The sequence below is a fragment of the Pseudomonas sp. QD4 genome, assembly GCF_049199125.1.
GTDB lineage: Bacteria > Pseudomonadota > Gammaproteobacteria > Pseudomonadales > Pseudomonadaceae > Aquipseudomonas.
The window spans coordinates 1-18945 of record NZ_JBLZOM010000011.1; the positions used below are offsets into that span (position 1 = coordinate 1).

15 protein-coding genes are annotated in these 18945 nt (G+C 66.6%); 7 read left to right on the top strand and 8 right to left on the bottom strand.

Going from position 1 to position 18945, the window contains the following annotated elements:
• The 3 genes from ACOZJV_RS33025 to ACOZJV_RS33035 form a co-directional block, all read left to right on the top strand.
• On the top strand, window positions 1–774 hold a 774-nt coding region (locus ACOZJV_RS33025; protein ID WP_421549436.1), incomplete at its 5' end, for a TolC family protein.
• On the top strand, window positions 771–1889 hold the full coding sequence (locus ACOZJV_RS33030) for an HlyD family secretion protein (protein ID WP_201131563.1): 1119 nt from the start codon (window positions 771–773) through the stop codon (window positions 1887–1889). The genes ACOZJV_RS33025 and ACOZJV_RS33030, both read left to right, overlap by 4 nt.
• On the top strand, window positions 1882–3459 hold the full coding sequence (locus tag ACOZJV_RS33035; protein ID WP_078468614.1) for a DHA2 family efflux MFS transporter permease subunit: 1578 nt from the start codon (window positions 1882–1884) through the stop codon (window positions 3457–3459). The genes ACOZJV_RS33030 and ACOZJV_RS33035 overlap by 8 nt, the downstream gene beginning before the upstream one ends.
• Before the next feature lie 3 nt (window positions 3460–3462).
• On the opposite strand, the gene ACOZJV_RS33040 is transcribed toward ACOZJV_RS33035, so the two are convergent.
• Complete coding sequence (locus ACOZJV_RS33040) at window positions 3463–4230, bottom strand: AraC family transcriptional regulator (RefSeq protein ID WP_020300684.1); 768 nt, start codon at window positions 4228–4230, stop codon at window positions 3463–3465.
• Between the two features lie 184 nt (window positions 4231–4414).
• On the opposite strand from ACOZJV_RS33040, the gene ACOZJV_RS33045 reads away from it, so the two are divergent.
• Window positions 4415–5263 carry a helix-turn-helix domain-containing protein gene (locus ACOZJV_RS33045; protein WP_421549437.1) on the top strand — a complete coding sequence of 283 codons (849 nt, stop codon included), beginning with the start codon at window positions 4415–4417 and terminating at the stop codon, window positions 5261–5263.
• A gap of 80 nt (window positions 5264–5343) precedes the next feature.
• The gene (locus ACOZJV_RS33050) at window positions 5344–5979 is read left to right on the top strand and encodes a LysE family translocator (RefSeq protein WP_421549509.1); all 636 of its coding nucleotides are present in this window, start codon (window positions 5344–5346) and stop codon (window positions 5977–5979) included.
• A 17-nt stretch (window positions 5980–5996) separates the two neighbouring features.
• On the opposite strand, the gene ACOZJV_RS33055 is transcribed toward ACOZJV_RS33050, so the two are convergent.
• Window positions 5997–8564, bottom strand: a complete 2568-nt coding sequence (locus tag ACOZJV_RS33055) for a sensor domain-containing protein (protein WP_421549438.1) — start codon at window positions 8562–8564, stop codon at window positions 5997–5999.
• A 415-nt stretch (window positions 8565–8979) separates the two neighbouring features.
• Between ACOZJV_RS33055 and ACOZJV_RS33060 the strand changes: the two genes are divergently transcribed.
• Both ACOZJV_RS33060 and ACOZJV_RS33065 read left to right on the top strand, forming a co-directional pair.
• Window positions 8980–10038: a Rieske 2Fe-2S domain-containing protein gene (locus tag ACOZJV_RS33060; protein ID WP_421549439.1), complete on the top strand. Its 1059-nt coding sequence runs from the start codon at window positions 8980–8982 to the stop codon at window positions 10036–10038.
• A 114-nt stretch (window positions 10039–10152) separates the two neighbouring features.
• Window positions 10153–11103: a PDR/VanB family oxidoreductase gene (locus ACOZJV_RS33065; RefSeq protein ID WP_421549440.1), complete on the top strand. Its 951-nt coding sequence runs from the start codon at window positions 10153–10155 to the stop codon at window positions 11101–11103.
• Window positions 11104–11106: 3 nt separating this feature from the next.
• On the opposite strand, the gene ACOZJV_RS33070 is transcribed toward ACOZJV_RS33065, so the two are convergent.
• The 6 genes from ACOZJV_RS33070 to mdlC all read right to left on the bottom strand — a co-directional run bounded on the left by ACOZJV_RS33070 (window position 11107) and on the right by mdlC (window position 18861).
• The gene (locus ACOZJV_RS33070) at window positions 11107–11820 is read right to left on the bottom strand and encodes a GntR family transcriptional regulator (RefSeq protein ID WP_078468608.1); all 714 of its coding nucleotides are present in this window, start codon (window positions 11818–11820) and stop codon (window positions 11107–11109) included.
• Between the two features lie 126 nt (window positions 11821–11946).
• On the bottom strand, window positions 11947–13200 hold the full coding sequence (locus tag ACOZJV_RS33075) for an OprD family porin (protein WP_078468607.1): 1254 nt from the start codon (window positions 13198–13200) through the stop codon (window positions 11947–11949).
• 118 nt (window positions 13201–13318) lie between these two features.
• Entirely contained in the window at window positions 13319–14794 is a 1476-nt protein-coding gene (locus ACOZJV_RS33080) for an aldehyde dehydrogenase family protein (protein ID WP_421549441.1), read from the bottom strand.
• Window positions 14795–14837: 43 nt separating this feature from the next.
• Window positions 14838–15773: a ketopantoate reductase family protein gene (locus ACOZJV_RS33085; protein WP_421549442.1), complete on the bottom strand. Its 936-nt coding sequence runs from the start codon at window positions 15771–15773 to the stop codon at window positions 14838–14840.
• Window positions 15774–15798: 25 nt separating this feature from the next.
• A complete protein-coding gene (locus ACOZJV_RS33090; protein ID WP_078468604.1) occupies window positions 15799–17190 on the bottom strand; it encodes an MFS transporter in 1392 nt (463 codons plus the stop codon).
• Between the two features lie 84 nt (window positions 17191–17274).
• The gene (gene mdlC / locus ACOZJV_RS33095; RefSeq protein WP_078468603.1) at window positions 17275–18861 is read right to left on the bottom strand and encodes a benzoylformate decarboxylase; all 1587 of its coding nucleotides are present in this window, start codon (window positions 18859–18861) and stop codon (window positions 17275–17277) included.
• Window positions 18862–18945: the final 84 nt, after the last annotated feature.

Here is an 18945-nt window from a genome sequence, read left to right on the forward strand (position 1 = left end):
GCGCTGGAGGCCGGCCGGCAGCGCGCGCTGGGCGAACTGGCGTTGCTGATGGGCCGCCCGCCTGGCGCGGCGCCTTCCCAGGCGCTGGCCTGTCAGGCCGCACCGACCCTGGCCGCCTCGATGCCAAGCCTGGATGGCCTGGCGGTGCTGCGCCAGCGCCCCGACGTGCGCCAGGCCGAGCGCCAATTCGGCGCCGCCACCGCGCGGATCGGCGTGGCCAGGGCCGACCTCTACCCACGGGTTTCCCTGGGGGCCAACGTGCTCAACTCCGCCCATCACCCCGACGGTTACGGCGACAGCGGGGCCACCGTGTGGAGCCTGGGGCCACTGCTGTCGTGGAGTTTTCCCAACCTGAGCAGCGCCCGGGCCCGCATCGCCCAGGCCAGCGCCATGGAAAACGCCGCCCTGGCACGCTTCGACGGCACGCTGCTGGCGGCCCTCAAGGAGTTGCAACAGGCTCTGGTCGACTACGACGCCGCGCTGCGCCAGCAACAGGCCTGGCGCCAGGCCGCGCAGTACAGCGCCGAACGCCTGCGCCTGGCAGCCCTGGACCGCGCCGCCGGTGCCAGCACTGCCCAGCAATACCTCAAGGCCCAGCGCCGTGACGTGCAACGCCAGGCCGAACTGGCCGGCGCCGATGCCCAGGTCATGGACGCGCAGTTGCTGCTGTTCAAGGCCATGGGCGGCGGCTGGCGTGAAGCGCCGCCGATCGCCCGTGCCACGAGGCTCGCCCGCCACTCTTCCACCCCGCCTGAAAGCGAGTACCCGCAATGACCGATACCCCCGCTCCCGCTTCGACTGCGGCCCCCGCGCGCGCCATGACCCGGCGCCGCGTGCTGATTTACGCCACATCGGTGCTGGCCGGCCTGCTGCTGGTCGCCTGGTGCGTGCACTGGTGGCGCAACGGACGCTTCCAGATTGAGACCGACGATGCTTACCTGCGAGCCGACATTGTCACGGTCGCCCCACGGATCTCCGGCTACCTGGCCGAGGTCCGGGTGCAGGACAACCAGGCACTCAAAGCCGGCGACCTGCTGGCCAGCATCGAAGACCCGGATTACCAGGCCCATGTCGATCAGGCCCAGGCGGCCGTCGACGAAGCGCTGGCCGAAACCCGCGCGCAACAGGCGCGCATCGCCAACCTGGCGGCACGCCAGCGCCAGCAGCAAAGCCTGATTGCCGAAGTCGAAGGCCGCGCCCGCGCCGCCGAAGCCGAGTCGCGCCAGGCCAACCAGGAAGACCGCCGGCAGCGACACCTGGCAGCCCAGGAAGTCAGCAGCGCCCAGCAGCTGGAGCGTGCCCAGGCCGATACCCGCAAGGCCGATGCCGCCCTGGCGTCAGCCCGCGCTGCCTTGGCTGCGCGCCGTGCACAAGTGGCGATCATCGACACCGAGCAGCAGTTCGCCCAGGCTCGCCACGACAAGGCGCAAGCGGCGGTGGCCCAGGCCCGGGCGCGGCTGGCACTGGCCCGGATCGACCTGCAACACACGCAAATCCGCAGCCCGATCGACGGCACCGCCGGCCAGCGCAGCCTGCGCATCGGTCAATACGTCGAGGCTGGGGCGCCGCTGCTGGCCGTGGTGCCCGAGGCGGCCTATGTGGTGGCCAACTATAAGGAAACCCAAGTCGACGCCATGCGCCCCGGGCAACCGGCTCACATCGAAGTGGACGCGCTGGGCGGCCTGGAACTCAAGGGCCGGGTCGACAGTTTCGCCCCGGCGTCCGGCGCCCAGTTCGCCCTGCTGCCACCGGACAATGCCACCGGCAACTTCACCAAGATCGTGCAGCGCATGCCTGTGCGCATCCGCCTGGAACCGGGGCAGCCGCGCGCGGCTGAACTGCGCCCCGGCATGTCGGTGATCGTCAGCGTGGACACCCACCATGAGTAACCCTGGACAGCAGACTGGCGAGGCCGCGCCGGCCATTTCCCTGCGCACCTGGGTCGCGGTTCTGGGCAGCGTGGTCGGCTGCTTCATGGCCGGGATGAATGTGCACGTCACCAACGCCTCGCTGCCGGATGTGCGCGGCTCCCTCGGCGCCACCTTCGAGGAAGGCTCGTGGATCACCACCGCCTACCTGGTGGCCGAAATCATCATCATCCCCATGACCGGCTGGCTGGTGTCGGTGTTCTCCATGCGCCGGGTGATGATGGTCGGCACCGCGGGCTTCGTGCTGTTCTCGATTGCCTGCTCCCTGGCGCCGAACATCCAGACCATGATCATCGCCCGCACCCTGCAGGGCGCCTTTGGCGGGGTGCTGATTCCGCTGTCGTTCCAGCTCATCGTCACCGAGCTGCCGGCCGCGCGGCACCCCATGGGCATGGCCCTGTTCGCCGTGGCAAACAATGTCGCCCAGGCCGCCGGGCCGTCCCTGGGGGGCTGGTTGACCGACGCCTACTCCTGGCGCTGGATCTTCTACCTGCAAGTGCCGCCCGGGCTGTTGCTGCTGGCGGCGATCGGCTGGTCGGTGCGGCCGCAGCCGGTGATGCTGCACAAGCTGCGCCAGGGCGACTGGTTCGGCATCGCGACCATGGCCGTGGGGCTCTCGGCGTTGCAGATCATGCTCGAGGAAGGCAGTCGCAACGACTGGTTCGCCTCGACCTTCATCGCCAACTGCGCGGCGCTGGCGGTGATCGGGCTGCTGGCGTTTGTCTGCATCGAACTGCGCCGCGAGCACCCGCTGATCAACCTGCGCCTGCTGGGCCGCTACAACTTCGGCCTGGCCAGCCTGATGCAATTCACCTTCGGCGCGGTGGTGTTCGGCGTGGTGTTCCTGGTGCCCAATTACTTCGCCGAGATCCACGGCTACAACGCGCGGCAGATCGGCCTGATGATGATCCCCTACGGCCTGATCCAGTTCGCCATGTCATTCGCCACCCCGCGCCTGATGCGCTGGACCAGCGCCCGCACCATCATCATCCTCGGCTTTGCCATCACCGGCCTGGGCTGCCTGATGAACATCCACCTCAACCCGGATGCCGCGGCCAACGTGATCGTGCCCTCGCTGGTGGTGCGCGGCATCGGCCAGTCGCTGGTGGTGGTGGCCTTGGGGGTGATGGCGATCCAGGGCCTGGAAAAAGACCAGGTGGGTTCGGCCTCAGGCCTGTTCTCGATGGTGCGCAACGTCGGCGGTGCGATTGGCATCGCGCTGTCGAGCCAGATTGTGGTCGAGCGCGAAAAACTTCACGCCCAGCGCATCGGCGAGGCGGTATCGCCCTTTGCTCAGGCGACCCAGGAACGGCTGGTGGACATGGTGCGCATGCTCAGCCATGTGCCGATGGACTACGCCAGCGCCCTGCACGGCGCTGCCGCCGGCCCCTTGCGCCAGCAAGCCCTGGCGCTGATGGAGCGCCTGGTGCACCGCGACGCGATGCTGATGGCCTACAGCGATGCGTTTTACCTGGCCGGGCTGGCGATGCTGGCCTGTGTGCTGGCAGGGCTGGTGCTGCGCCGGTCGTGACGGTCAACGGTAGAACAGCGACGGCGGCACCCCGAACTGGCGCTTGAAGGCCGCCGCGAAGGCGCTCTGGCTGTCGTAACCGTGCTGCAGCGCCACTTGCACGATCGGCATGCCCTGGGCCAGGCATTCCAGGGACAGCAGCAGCCGCGCCTGCTGCCGCCAGCGGCCGAAAGTGATGCCGGTGGCGCGCTGGAACTGGCGGTGAAAGGTCTTGCCGCTCATCGCCAGGCGGTCGGCCCAGTGTTCGGCGGTGCTGTTGTCGGCGGGGTCGGCGGCCAGGGTCTGGCAGACCCGCAGCATGCGCGGTTCCTGAGGCCAGGGCAGGTTGAACGGCAGCACCGGCAGCCAGCGCAGCTCATCGAGTATCAAGCGCATGATCCGCCCTTCGCGGCTGTCACTCTGGTAGTGCTCCTGCACCGCGGTGGCGGCCAGGATCAGCTCGCGCAGCAGCGGCGAAACCTCGATCACACAATCGCCCTGGGGCAGGCCCGCAATCGCATCGAGGTTGATAAACAGGCTGCGCATGCGGGCCGCGCCGCGCATGCGCACGGTGTGATCGACCCCGGCCATCAGCCACACCCCACGGCTGGGCGGCACCACCCAGCGCCCGGCCTGGGTCTCGATCACCAGCACGCCTTCGATCGCATACAGCAACTGCGCCCGGTCATGGCGGTGGGCCGGGATCACATGGCCATTGGGATAGTCCACCGCAACGCCGGTGACCGGCATCGCCGCGCATTCATAAGAGGAGGCAAACGCCGAATCGGACATGCAGGAAACGCCTCAGGGTTCAGGGAACGCGACACGAAGGCCACGGCAAAAATGACCAAAACAGAATAACAACCCAGCGTTTCGTGCGATAGCGCCAACCCAGGCGGCGCAAGGTCCCCTGGTACGAGGCCAAAAATATGAGAGCATGCCCCACCGCTCCAACACTTCAGGACCCCCTCCGCGCATGGCTCAACCGGCTCACCTCCCCGCTACGCCCAGGGCCGCGCCCGAGACCGCCATCGCCCAGTTCTGGCGCGACCCGGCGCTGCCCCATGTCGAGAGCCGCCGTGCCTGCCACAGCCGCGCCAACTACAAGCCCCACAGCCATCCGACCTACTCCATCGGCGCGGTGGATCAGGGGGCCAGCCTCTTCACCGGGGCGGCAGATGGCCCGACGCTGATCCGCAGCGCCAGCCTGGTGTTTGTCCCCACCGGCTGCGTGCACGCCTGCAACCCGCTGCCGGAGACCGCCTGGAGCTATCAGATGCTGCACCTGGATGCGCAGTGGCTGGCAGCCCTCAGGGCCGAAACCCACGCCGGGGACAGCGCCCCCGAACCGGTGCTGATCAGCCACGACCCGGCACTCTACCAGCGCTTCTGCCAACTCAATCGGCTGTTGTTTTCCGCTGCGGGCAGCGCTGAAAAAGACGCCGCGCTGATTGAGTTCATCGGCGATCACGATGGCGCCGCGCAGCGGATCGACATCGCCGCCAACCCTGCGCTGGCCAGCGTCGAGCTGAAGCGGCTCATGGCCTTCTTGCAGCACGACAACCACAGCCTGCTGCCCCTGGCCGAACTGGCAGCTATGGCCGGGATGAGCCGCTACCAGTTGATCCGGGCCTTTCGTGCCAGTACCGGGCTGACGCCCCACGCCTATCAGCTCAACCGCTGCATCAACCAGGCGCGCCACTGGCTGCGCGAAGGCCAGGGCATGGCGTCGATTGCCTACCGCCTGGGGTTTGCCGACCAGGCGCATTTCCAGCGCGTGTTCAAGGCCCACGTCGGGGTGACCCCAGGGCTGTATCGCAGCTGAGCCGCGCGCAATTTTCTTCAATACAGGGCTCGGGGCCGCTGCGCACACTGGCGCCCCCTGTCCCTGGAAGTTTGCCCATGTTGCAGCAGTTTCTGATGGTCGCCGCCGCGCATTTCCTGGCGTTGCTGTCCCCCGGCCCGGATTTTTTCCTGGTCGCGCGCCTGTCCATGGCCGCTGGCTGGAAGTCCGCCACCGGTGCCTGCCTGGGTATCGCCCTGGCCAATGGTGTGTTCATTCTTGCGGCATTTGCCGGGGTCTCGGCGCTGCATGCCGACAGCGCGGTGTTTATCACCTTGCAACTGGCCGGCTGTGGCTACCTGCTGTACATGGGCGGGATGTTTATTCGGCACGCCGGCAGCAGCGCCCTGGGCCCGGTCGCCGCCGAGGGTGCGCCGGCAACCCATGACTGTGGCCAGTGGTGGCGCGGCCTGGGCATGGGCCTGCTGTCAGGCCTGCTGAACCCGAAGAACGCCCTGTTCTACGTGAGCCTGGCGTCCCTGGTCAGTGCCGACACCTCGCCCGGCTGGAAGCTGTTCTACGGCCTGTGGATGTTCGCCGCCGTGCTGCTGTGGGACTTGCTGGTGGCCCTGGCCATCGGCAATCAACGCGTGCTGCGGCGTTTTTCCCAGGTGCTGCCGTGGCTGGAACGCGTGTGCGGGGCGATCCTGATCCTGCTGGCGCTGATCGTTATCGGCGCCCTGGCCCTGCACCTTTGAACCCGTCGCCGGGCCCCTCAGGCCATGGCCGCGCTCAGCCAGGCCTCCAGCGACTCCGGCGCCAATGGCCGGGCAAACAGGTAACCCTGGGCCACCGAGTAGCCCTGGTCCTTGAGCACCAGGCACTGGCCAGCGGTCTCCACGCCTTCGGCCACCACCGTCAGGTTCAGGCTCTTGCCGATGCCCATGATCGCCGCGCTCAAGGCCCGGGCCGCGCTGTCATCTTCAAGGTCGGAGACAAAACTGCGGTCGAGCTTGAGCTCGCTCAGGGGCAACCGGCGCAGGTAGCTCAGGCTCGAATAGCCGGTGCCGAAGTCGTCCATCGACAGGCGCACGCCCTGGGCATGCACTTCGTCGATGGTCTTCAGGGTGCTGGGGTTGGTGTCGAGCAGCACGCCTTCGGTGATCTCCAGGGTCAGGTCCCTGGGCACCAGTCCGTGGTGATCCAGGGTGTCGGCAATCATTCGCGGCAGGTCCAGATTGTGGAAACTGGTGGGTGACAGGTTGATCGACACCGAGGGGATTGCCAGCGCCCGCCGCCGCCAGTCACTCAACTGGCGACAGGCCTGGGCCAGTACCCAGCGCCCGAGGTCGGCAATCAGCCCGCACTCCTCGGCCAGGGGAATAAAGCGCGCCGGGGAAATCTCCCCCAGCTGCGGGTGGGTCCAGCGGGCCAGGGCCTCGACCCCACACAGCTGGCCGCTGGCGAGGTCGATCTGCGGCTGGTAATGCAGGCGCAAGCCGTTGTTCTGCAGGGCCTCGCGCAGGGCTGTCTCCAGGGCCAGGCGCTCCTGGGCCAGCAGGTTCAGTTCATGGCTGAAGAAACTCAACTGGCCACGGCCGCCCGACTTGGCCTGGTACATGGCCATGTCGGCGCGGCGCAGCAGGGTCTCCATGTCGCGGCCATCGCCGGGGAACACACTGATGCCGATACTCGCCGAGCAGGCCACGGACACCCCGTCCACCAGGCACGGCGCGCCCAGAGCCAGCAGCAGTTGCTCGGCCTGGGCCGCGACCTGGGTCGAATCGCAATCGGGCAGGATCAATACGAACTCATCCCCCGACAGCCGGCCGACGATGTCCGACTCCCGAGACTCGCGCTCCAGGCGCCCGGCGACGATCCGCAACAGCTCATCCCCCGCCGGGTGGCCCAGGGAATCGTTGACCTTCTTGAAGCGGTCCAGATCGACGAACAGCACCGCCAACTGCGAGCTGTCGCGCCGCGCCGCACTGATCGCCTGGTCGGCCCGGGCTTGCAGCAGGCTGCGGTTGGGCAGGCCGGTCAGGGCATCGTAGAACGCCAGCTGGCGAATCCGTGCCCGCGCGTGTTCCCGCTGCAAGGCCAGGGCACACAGGTGCACGCAGGAATTGACGATCTGCTGGTGAAACAGGTCCGGCACCAGGGCCTCGCGAAAGTAAAAGGCGAAGGTGCCGATCACCCGCCCCTGGCTGGAACGGATCGGTGTCGACCAGCAGCCGACATACCCCAGCTCCAGGGCCAGGTGCTTGTAGTCGGCCCACAGCGGGTCGTTGGCGATATCGGTGACCAGCACCGCGTCGTTGCGAAACGCCGCAGTGCCGCAGGAGCCCACGCTGGGCCCGATCGGCACGCCGCACAGCGCCGCGCTGTAGGCCGCCGGCAGGCTCGGCGCGGCCAACGATTGCAGGCAGCCATGTTCGTCGACTTCCAGGATCGAGGCCGCCACTTCCGGTGCGATGCGCTCCACCTCACGGCAGATCAGCTCCAGCACCTGGGCCAGCGGCTGTTCGCTGGCCATGGCTTCCAGGGCGTTGTGCTGCAGCACTTCATACATCTTCGACTGGGTGATATCGGTCAGCACCGAGACCACGCTGACCAGACGCCGGTCCTCCCCCATTACCGGGTTGGCCACCACATTGATCCAGTAGCGCTGGCCGGATTTGCCGACGACGATTTCCTCGCGCCGCACCGAGCGGCCAGCCAGCAGCTCAAGGCGCACATAGTCGATGTAGTGGGCGTTGGCATTGGCCGCCAGCAATTCGATGGGCGAGCGCTCGGCCAGGTCCTCCTGCTGCCAGCCGAACATGCGGCTGAAGCCGCTGTTGACGTACTGGATCCGCCAGTCCGCGCCGACAATCAGCACCCCGGAGTCAGTGGCCCCGGCCACCAGGGACAGGCGCCGGTTGTGCTCGGCCAGTTCGCTTTCCCGTTGGTGGCGCAGGCTGATATCGGTGGCGACCTTGACCACCCGCTCCACATTGCCGGCTTTATCGAGAATCGCCGTGTAGGTCGCCTCCAGCCAGCAGGTGCTGCCGTCCCCGCGACGGCGCTCGCAGATCCCGGAAAACGTCTGGCTGGCCAACAGCCCTGCCCAAAACAGGCGGTACGCCTCGGAGTCGGCATACAGCCCCTTGCAAAAGGACCGGTGATGCAGCCCCAGCGCGTTGTCGCGGCTGTAGCCCAACAGCAGCAGGTAGTTGGGGTTGGCGTTGAGCAAAATACCTTCGGCGGAAAATTCGGCGATCGCCATGGCCCGATCCAGGGCGCCCAACAAAGCGTTGTGGCTGACCGAACTAGCGTCATCGACGTGAACTTGAGACACCATTGCCCTGCTCCTTTTCCTGCAAATCCATTCCGCGCGGCCGAGTTCATGCAGACGCGACCCACTATTGGGCAGCAGACCGAGCTGGCCCGAACCACGATACACCGGCGCTTTCGCGATGCTGTTCGTTGTCACGGCCAATGGCAAGTGCCCGCCAGGCCCTGACCACGGCGGCAAATCCTGAACCGGCGGCCCTTTTCAGTCGATTCGGACAAATTCGAAAAGCGCCTGAGGGTGGGGAACACCCATTTTAGTAGCGGTCAGAAGCACACCTCAGTGGATCCATTAACAACAGCCAAACGTCCGATAATCGCCCAATTAAACCGATAAGCAGCCAGAGCAGTGATTGACCAGGCACCGGTCGCCGATCTTTAATGGATCCATTAAATAAAAACAAGCCGTAGCCTGGAGACCTCCCATGCACCCCAAAAACACCTGGTATGTTGCCTGCACCGCCGATGAAATCACCGACAAGCCCCTGGGCCGACAGATTTGCGGTGAAAAAATGGTTTTTTATCGCGGTCTGGAAGGACAGATCAGCGCGATCGAAGATTTCTGCCCCCATCGCGGCGCGCCACTGTCGCTGGGGTATGTCGAAAACGGCAACCTGGTGTGCGGCTACCACGGCCTGGTGATGGGCTGCGACGGCAAGACGGTGGCCATGCCCGGGCAGCGGGTACGCGGCTTTCCGTGCAACAAGACCTTTGCTGCGGTCGAGCGTTACGGTTTTATCTGGGTCTGGCCCGGTGACCAGGCCCAGGCCGACCCGACGCTGATCCACCACCTGGAATGGGCGGTCAGCGACGACTGGGCCTACGGCGGCGGCCTGTTTCACATCGGTTGCGACTACCGCCTGATGATCGACAACCTGATGGACCTGACCCACGAAACCTACGTCCACGCCTCCAGCATCGGCCAGAAGGAAATCGACGAAGCGCCGCCGGTGACCACGGTCGAAGGCGATGAAGTGGTGACGGCGCGGCACATGGAAAACATCATGGCCCCGCCGTTCTGGCGCATGGCGCTGCGGGGCAACAACCTGGCCGACGACGTGCCGGTGGACCGCTGGCAGATCTGCCGCTTCACCCCGCCCAGCCACGTGCTGATCGAAGTCGGCGTGGCCCATGCCGGCAAGGGCGGCTACCACGCCGATCCGCAATACAAGGCATCGAGCATCGTCGTCGACTTCATCACCCCCGAGTCCGACACCTCGATCTGGTACTTCTGGGGCATGGCACGCAACTTCAACCCCCAGGACCAGGAGCTGACCGCGAGCATCCGCGAAGGCCAGGGCAAGATCTTCAGCGAAGACCTGGAGATGCTCGAACGCCAGCAGCAGAACCTGCTCGCGCACCCGACGCGCAACCTGCTCAAGCTCAATATCGATGCCGGCGGCGTGCAGTCGCGCCGAGTCCTGGAGCGCCTGATCGCCCAGGAACGCAGCGCCGAACCGCAGCTGATCGCCAGCGCCCAGTAAGCCCTGGGGCGCAGCCTTGCCCGCCGCGCCCGCGCACCCCTGCCTGCAGCGCCGCAGTGACGAATAAACAGAAGTGAGCCCCCCTGCCTGGCGGCAACACTCCAAGGACCGAACATGATTGACGTGCTGGTGGTATCCCGCAACAACGAAGCCCTCGACATCTGCAGCTACGAGCTGGCCAGTGTCGACAACAGCCCCCTGCCCGCCTTCAGCGCCGGCGCCCATATCGACGTGCACCTGCCCGATGGCCTGGTGCGCCAGTACTCGCTGTGCAACCACCCTGAAGAACGCCATCGCTACCTGATCGGCGTGCTCAAGGACCCGGCCTCACGGGGCGGCTCGGCCAGCCTGCATGCCCAGGTCCAGGTCGGCAGCCGGTTGCGCATCAGCGAACCGCGCAACCTGTTCCCCCTGGTCCATGAAGCCAGGCGCAGCCTGCTGTTCGCCGGGGGCATCGGCATCACCCCGATCCTGTGCATGGCCGAACGCCTGGCCCACAGCGGCGCCGACTTCGAGCTGCATTACTGCGCCCGCGCCAGCGAGCGCGCGGCATTCGTCCAGCGCCTCAAGGATTCGCCGTTTGCCGAGCGGGTATTCCTGCATTTCGATGAGCAACCGCAGACTGCGCTCGACGCCGCCAAGGTCCTGGCCGGGCCGGCGGAGCATGTGCATCTGTACGTCTGCGGCCCCGGCGGTTTCATGCAATACGTGCTGGACAGCGCCCGCGCCCAGGGTTGGCGCGAAGAGTGCCTGCACCGCGAATATTTTGCAGCGGCGCCCGTGGACAGCAGCAACGATGGAGGTTTTTCGGTGAAGCTCGGCAGCACCGGCCAGGTCTATGAAATACCGGCCGATCGCAGCGTGGTGCAGGTGCTGCAAGCGCATGGGGTGGAGATTGCCATGTCCTGCGAACAGGGCATTTGCGGCACCTGCCTGACCCGGGTGCTGGAAGGTGTGCCGGAGCACCGCGATCTGTTTCTGACCGAGGAGGAACAGGCCCTCAACGACCAGTTCACCCCGTGCTGCTCACGCTCGAAAACCCCGCTGCTGGTGCTGGATATCTGAGCGTCACTGCGTCCGCAGAATGACTTTCATCCGCTCGTCGCTGGTGGCCGCGCCGAACACCTCGGCGTAGCGCAAGGTAGCGTTGGCGTGCTCGCGCATGATCGCCTCGGCCCGCGCGCCCTGGCGATTGACCAGCGCATCGAACACCGAATGGTGCTGCATGTGGGCGTAATTGAAGCGCCGGTACTCGCGGCCCAGGTCATTGCGATCCACCGCCAGGGCGGTTACCGAAGCGAACGGCAGATGGTCGTTGCGCGCCAGGGCATCGGCGATGGCCGGGTTGTGGCTGCCTTCGACGATCACCTGGTGAAAGCGCATGTTGAGGTCGTGATAGGCCTCCAGGTCGTCTTCGGTGACATAGCCTTTGTCGAACAGCTGATCGCCCTGGGCCAGGCACAACTCCAAGGTCGCCCGCGCAGACTCAGACAGGCCGCGCTCGGCAGTCTGGCGCGCGGCCAAACCTTCCAGCACACCACGCACCTCGACCGCGCCGGCGATGTCGTCGGCACTCACCGAACGCACCTGGAACCCACGCCCGCCAAAACGCACCAGCAGGCCTTCCTGCTCCAGGGTGCGAAACGCCATGCGCACCGGCATCCGTGATACGCCGAACAGCTCGGCGGTGGGAATCTCCATCAACCGCTCACCCGCAGCCAACTCGCCCGAGGCGATCATCTTGCGCAGCGCAACCAGCACCATTTGACCGGGCTTACTCATCCAGGCACTTCCACAAAAGACGGGCCGCCATAGTAGCGCAAGCCTCGCGCCGGCGGCAGCAAGCGATCACCCGGTGTCCTGCAGCCGCTACCGCCAGGCCCGAGCCTGGCGGTAGCGGCTACAGAATTAGAAGGACAACGGGTAGCTGACGATCAATCGGGTCTGGTCGAAATCGCTGTTGAAGCTGCGGCGGTTGGTGGCGTTGTTCAGGCGCAGGCTGAGGCTTTTCAGGCTGCCGCTCTGGAAGGTGTAGCCGACTTCGGTGTCGCGCTCCCATTCCTTGCCGTTGCTGCCGACCTTGGTCGTGGCATTCTCGCCATGGCCATAACGCACCATCGCCAGCAACCCGGGCACGCCCACGGCGGCGAAGTTGTAGTCGTAGCGCGCCTGCCACGAACGCTCGTCGGCGTTGCTGAAGTTGCCGTTGAACATATCGTTGCCCAGGGTCCGGCCACTGCTGCCATAGACCGACATCCAGGGGCTGTCGCCACTGACTTTCTGCAGGCCCAGGTACAGGGTGTGGCCACCGGTATTGGCCGAGAACAAGGCATAGGCGGTCCGGCTCTGCACCTCGCCGATGCGCGCGCGGCCGTCGTCCTTGTCGATGAAATACCCCAGGTTCGCCCCCAGCACCCACTCCCCCACCGGCTGCTTGTGCAAGAGGTTGAAATAGCTTTGCTGGTAGATGTCTTCCAACTGCGAATGCCAGGCGCCGATCAGGGTGCGCTGCTGATTGAAGCGATACTCGGCGCCGACATAGTTGAAGGCATCCGAGGTCACCCCCGGCGCAGCCCAGGCCGAGAGGTCCTGCATGTCCGACGAGTTGCGCAGGCTGACCGCCTTGTATTGCCCGGCCTGCAAGCCCAGGCCGCTGATCTCCCGCGAGTCGAGCATGGCCCCGCGAAAGGTCTGCGGCAGCAGGCGGCCGTCGTCGTAGCGCAGCAGCGGGATGTCCGGCAGCAATTCGCCGACCTTCAACTCCGTGGCCGAGATGCGCATCTTCGCCGCCACCCCGGCGCGCCCGAAGTTGTCCGCCGCCTTGCCATCATCATGCACCGGCAACAGCTCGGAACCGCTGACCGCGCGGCTGCTGTCGAGCTTGACGCCGAACATGCCGATGGCGTCCAGGCCAAAACCCACGGTGCCCGGGGTGTAGCCGGAACTGAACTTGAGAATGAAACCCTGGGCCCACTCCTCGACCTGGCTCTTGGGTGCACCCGAGTCACGAAAATCACGATTGAAGTAGTAATTGCGCAGCAGCAGTTCAGTCTTGGCGTCTTCGAAAAAACCACCGTCTTCGGCTGCCAGTACCGGCAGGCACAGGCCCGAGGTCATGGCCGCCGCCAACAGCGAACGGGTGAAGGTCAATGGGGTGCTCATTCTTATTGTTCTCCGTTTTTCATGGGCGCAGCCGCTCCCCGGCAGGCCGCCGAAGGCCCGCCCGACAGGGCTGCAAAAAGGCCCGGCTGGACCGGGCTTGAATCAGTGGGCTAACGCATCAAAAGGGATACTGACGCGGCTGGTGTTGCACGCTGATCCAGTGATCGCGGGTGAACTCGTCGATGGCCCAGTCGCCGTTGAAGCGCCCCAGGCCCGAGTTCTTTTCCCCGCCGAAGGGCGCGTTGGCCTCATCGTTCACCGGGATGTCGTTGATATGGGTCATGCCCGCGCGGATCTGCCGGGCAAAGCCCACCGCACGCTCCAGGCTGGCGCTGAACACCGCGCTGGACAGCCCGAACTCACTGGCATTGGCCAACTCCAGGGCATGGGCTTCATCCCGCGCGCGCAGCAGCCCCACCAGCGGGCCGAAGATTTCGTTGCGCGCCAGGTCCATGTCCTGCGTGACCTCGCCATATACATGGGGCGCCAGCAGGTTGCCCTGGCCGCCGCCCTCGTACAGCGGCTCGGCGCCCTCGGCCCGGGCCAGGCGGATTTTTTCCTGCAGGCCCTGCAACTGACGGGGGTTGATCACCGGGCCGATCACCGTGTCCTGCAGATTCGGATCACCGACCTTGAGCCCCTTGACCCGCTCCACGAAACGCTCGGCAAACGCCGGGTACAGGCTGTCGTCGATGATGATGCGGTTGACCGCCATGCAGATCTGCCCCTGGTGCAGGAACTTGCCAAACACCGCCGCATTCACCGCGTGCTCCAGGTCAGCGTCGGCCAGGACCACGAACGGGCTGTTGCCGCCCAGTTCCAGGGCCACGTGCTTGAGGTGCTCGCCGCCGCTGGCGATGCGGCCGATACCGCGCCCCACCGGAGTCGACCCGGTAAAGGTGATCAACGACGGCACCGGGTGCTCGACAAAGGCATCGCCAATCTCGCTACCGGCCCCCACCACCACGCTCAGCACCCCGGCCGGCAATCCGGCCTCTTCGAATATCCGCGCCAGCAACAGGCCGCCACACACCGGAGTGTCGCTGGCCGGCTTGACCACCACCGCGTTGCCCAGGGCCAGGGCCGGGGCGATGGAGCGCTGGGTCAGGTGCAGCGGGAAGTTCCACGGGCTGATGACCCCCACCACCCCCAGGGCGCTGCGGTAGACCCGGCTTTCCTTGCCCGGCACATCGGACTCGACGATGCGCCCGTGGACCCGCGCCGGAAACGACGCCGACTCCAGGGCAATCGCCCGCGCCGCGCCCCATTCCAACTGGGCCTTGAGCCGGGTGCTGCCGGACTCGCGAATGATCCAGTCGATGATTTCCTCGCGGCGCCGGTCGAACACCGCCACCACCTGATGCAGCACCGCCGCCCGTGCCGACGGCCCGAGCGCTGCCCACTGCGGCTGGACTTCGGCAGCCTTGCGGTAGGCGGCGTCGAGGTCGGCGCGGTTGGCCTGGGGAATCTCCAGCAACAGCGAAGCGTCGTACGGGTTGCTCACCGCCAGGGTTTTACCCCCGGCGCCAGCGCGCCATTGGGCGGCGATGGGTTGCAGGTGCAGATCAGCGTATACGGCTAGGGAATTGCTCATGTCACGTCTCCTGGAAACAGAATGGGTAAATTCGCTGCGGCGGTCATTCGTGCACGGCGCCCGAGGCTCGCGCCTCGATCAGCCGCACCAGCCCCAGCAGGGTGGCGGTATGGGGCACGGCGACGCCGGCCTGACGCGCCCGGGCCAGCACCTCGCCGTTGATCGCGCCGATCTCGGTCGAGCGCCCGGCCAGCACGTCTTGCAACATCGACGGCTGGTGCGTGCGGTGATGGGCGATGGCGTAGGCCACGCTGTCCAGGCAACGCTGGGTATCAGTCGCGACCCCCGCCGACTGCGCAACCGCCAGCACCTCCAGCACGATCGCGCGCGCCAGTTCGACACCTTCAGAGGCACCATCCAACTGGCCCACGGTGCAGCCGGTCACTGCGCACAGGCTGTTCAAGGCCGCATTGAAGGCGACCTTCTCCCAGATCGAGGTCCACACCTCGGGGTCCGGCGCGCAGTTCAAGCCCGCGCCGTCGAGCACCGCCGCCACCTCGGCATTGGCCGGGCGTTCGACGCCGTCCGCCGACCACACCCGGACCATGCCCTGGCCATGGGAGCGCACGTGGCCCGGGCCGACCGTGTCCGCCGGCCAGTTGGTCATGCCGATCAGCACCTGCTCCGGGGCGACGTGGCGGCACAGGGCCTCGGCGTTGCCCAGGCCGTTCTGCACGGTCAGCACCCGGGTCTGGGCGCCGATATGCCCGGCGATGCCGCGCAGCGCGCTGTCGGTGTGCTGGCTCTTGGTAAACACCAGCAACAGATCGGGCTGGCCCGACGCCTGCTCCGGGCGGCAGGCGACCAGGCCGCTGACGCGCCGGTCGCCGTTGTCGGTCTCCAGGCGCAAACCCTCGCGGCGGATGGCGTGCAGGTGCGCGTCGTTGATGTCCAGCAGGGTGACCTGCTGCCCGCTCTGCGCCAGCAGGCCGCCGAACAGGGAGCCCATGGCCCCTGCCCCGAGAATGGAAATATTCATCGAACCTCCGTTTCAGAATGAGTGCTCATGGCCGGCCCGGCACTCGCCGGGGAATATGCCGGCGCACCAGCAACAGGGCGATCAGCGCCATCACCATCACCGAGCCCAGCAGCGTCAGGTAACCCCCGGCGCCGCCCTGGGTGATGATGGTCGCGCCGGCAAACGCACTGAGGATCGCCCCCATGCGCCCAAAGGCCAGGGCCGATGCGGTGCCGGTGGCACGCACGTTGGTGGGATAGATAAAGGCGCAGAGCGCATACAGGGTCGACTGCACGGCGTTCACGAACAGGCCATGCACACCGAAGCCGAAGATCAGCAGGCTGGTGTTCTGATTGATGTCCACCCATTGCATGGCGAAGGCACTGACCGCGCCGCCCGCGCAGCAAATCACCAGCGGCCAGAACGAGCCCCAGCGGGTCATCGCCACGGCACACACCAGGGCCCCGATCACCCCGCCCAGGTTGTAGGCGGTCAGGCCCGAACCGGCGACCGAGGTCGGCAAGCCTTCGGCCATCAGCATGGTCGGCAACCAACTGAAGGCGCTGTAGACCGCGGTCAGGCACATGAAGAACGCCACCCAGACCAACACCGTGTCCCGCCCGTAACCGAGGGCAAACAAGGCGCGGAAGCCGTCGCGTTTTTCGCTGGCCTGCTCCAGGGCATCGGTGTAGCGCACGCCCTCGGCCATCGGCCGCCCCATGCGGCCCAGCAGGGTGTTCAACTCGCCCCAGCGCTGTGGCCGCCGTGCCAGGAAGCGTGGCGACTCCGGCAGCGCCGCCAGCAGCACAAACCCAAGCACGATGGGCAAGCTGCCGCCGACGAAAAACAGCGTGCGCCAGCCATAGACCGGCAACACATGGGAGGCGAAAAACCCTGCCAGCATCCCGCCCAGGGGCACGCAGACAATGGTCGCGGTCACCGCCAGCGTGCGCCGGCGTGCCGGGGTAAATTCAGCGGTCACGGTGGTCGCGCTGGGCAGCGCGCCACCGATCCCCAGGCCGGCGACAAAGCGCAGGATCGCCACCGTCAGCGCATCCGGCGCCAGGCCGATGGCGCAGGTCGCGGCGCCGAACACGAACACACTCATGATCACCGCCATGCGCCGCCCGAAACGGTCAGCGAACAGACCGGCGCAGGCGCTGCCGATGCCCATGCCGATCAGCCCGGCCGCCACCACCGGGGCAAATGCCTCGCGGGTAACGCCCCACTCCTTGATCATCATCGGGATCGCGAACCCGATCAGTTGACCGTCGAAACCATCCAGCACGATGGACAGCGCCGCCAGCAGCACCACCAGCTTTTGCATCCGGGTAAAGGGGCCCTCATCGAGCAGGGACCCGATATCGGCATTGCCCGAACCGGCACGCGGCGACCGCGGCACGCTCGTCGTCACGTCAATGACCTCAGTCTTGTTCATAACCACCTCTTTTTTATTGTTGTTGTAGTGCCGCGCCGAGCGCGGCTGGCAACGCCGGGAACGAACCCGGCGCGGGGTCTTGCCTCAGGGTTCGATGGTCAGCGTCGGCACCTCGATCAACACCGGGCGCTGGCCCGCCAGGGCTTCGCTGAAGGCTGCGGCAAACTCCCCGGCGGTGTTGGCCTGCAGCGAATGCACGCCGTAGCCCCGGCCGATGGCGCAGAAATCCAGACCCGGTACATCCAGCCCCGGGGCGTCGCTGACCCCCAGCACGTCGGCGAACCAGCGCAAGGCGCCGTAGGTGCCGTTCTTGAGGATGATGAACACCACCGGAATCCCGTACTGCGCAGCGGTCCACAACGCGGTGATGCCGTAGTTGGCCGAGCCGTCGCCGATGATCGCCACCACCCGCCGCTCGGGCGTCGCCAGTTGCACGCCGACCGCGGCAGGCAGGCCGAAGCCCAGGCCACCGGCGGCCGGGAAGAAGTAACTGCCGGGCTCGCGCATCTCGACCCGCTGCCAGAAGGCACCGACGGTGGAGGTGGACTCCTTGACGTAGATCGTGTCCTTGGGCGCCAGTTGGTCGATCAGGTCGAACACGGTTTCCGGGCGCAGCAGGCCGCCCTCCTCGACGATCGTCGCCGGCCGCGGCAAGGCCTCGGGCAGCGGCCGCTCGCTCTGGCGAACCACGCCCACCAGGGCTTCGAGGGTCAGGGCGATGTCCGCCACCAGGGCGTCGCCCATGGGCGCCCGCGCCGCTTCGCCGGGGTCGCAGGTGATGTGCACCAGCTCGGCACCGGCCGGCAGGTAGGCGCCGGGAGCGAACTGGTGATAACGGAACACCGGGGCCCCCACCACCAGGATCAGATCATGCTCAGCCAGGCTGCGGCTGATGCCGGCGATCGCTGCCGGCAACACCCCACGGAAACAGGGGTGGCGGGTCGGGAACGGGCAACGGGAAGCCGAGGGCGCAACCCAGGCCGGCATCCGCAGCTTTTCCGCGAGCTGCACCGCCAGACCGTTGCTGCGGCTGCCATCGACATCCGGCCCCAGCACCAGCACCGGGTTGCGCGCCGTCGACAGGCGCTCGCCCAGTTGCTGCAACTGCGCCGGCGACGGCAAGCCGGCGCTGAGCACCTGGCGCCGCGCCAGGTGCTCGACCCCGGCCGGGGCTTCACAGGCCCAATCGTCATAGGGAATCGACACATACACCGGCCCCCGTGGCGCCAGGCTGGCCATGTGGATCGCCTGGCTCAGGGTGCGCGGCACGTCCTGGGCCGAGGCCGGTTCGTGGCTCCACTTGACCAGGGGTTTGGGCAACTGCGCGGCATCGACATTGGCCAGCATCGCCTCGACGCCAATCATCGAGCGCACCTGCTGGCCGGCAGTGATCACCAGCGGGCTGTGGGAGTACCAGGCGTTGGTCAGCGCGCCCATGCCGTTGCCGGTGCCGGCGGCGGCATGCAGGTTGACGAAGGTGGGCTGGCCGGTGGCCAGAGCAAAGCCGTCGGCCATGCCCACCACCGCGCCTTCGTGCAGGCCGAGGATGTAGCGAAAGTCCTCGGGGAAGCCCTTGAGGAACGGCAGTTCATTGGAACCGGGATTGCCGAAAATGGTGGTCAGGCCTTGCTCGCGAAGAATGTCGTAGGACGCAGAGTGAACGGTTTTCATAGGGACCCTTGCCGCTGGTTTTTAGATTTTGAGTTACTCTTGCAGCCGCCACGCAATTGATCAAATCGATACTATCTCTATCTA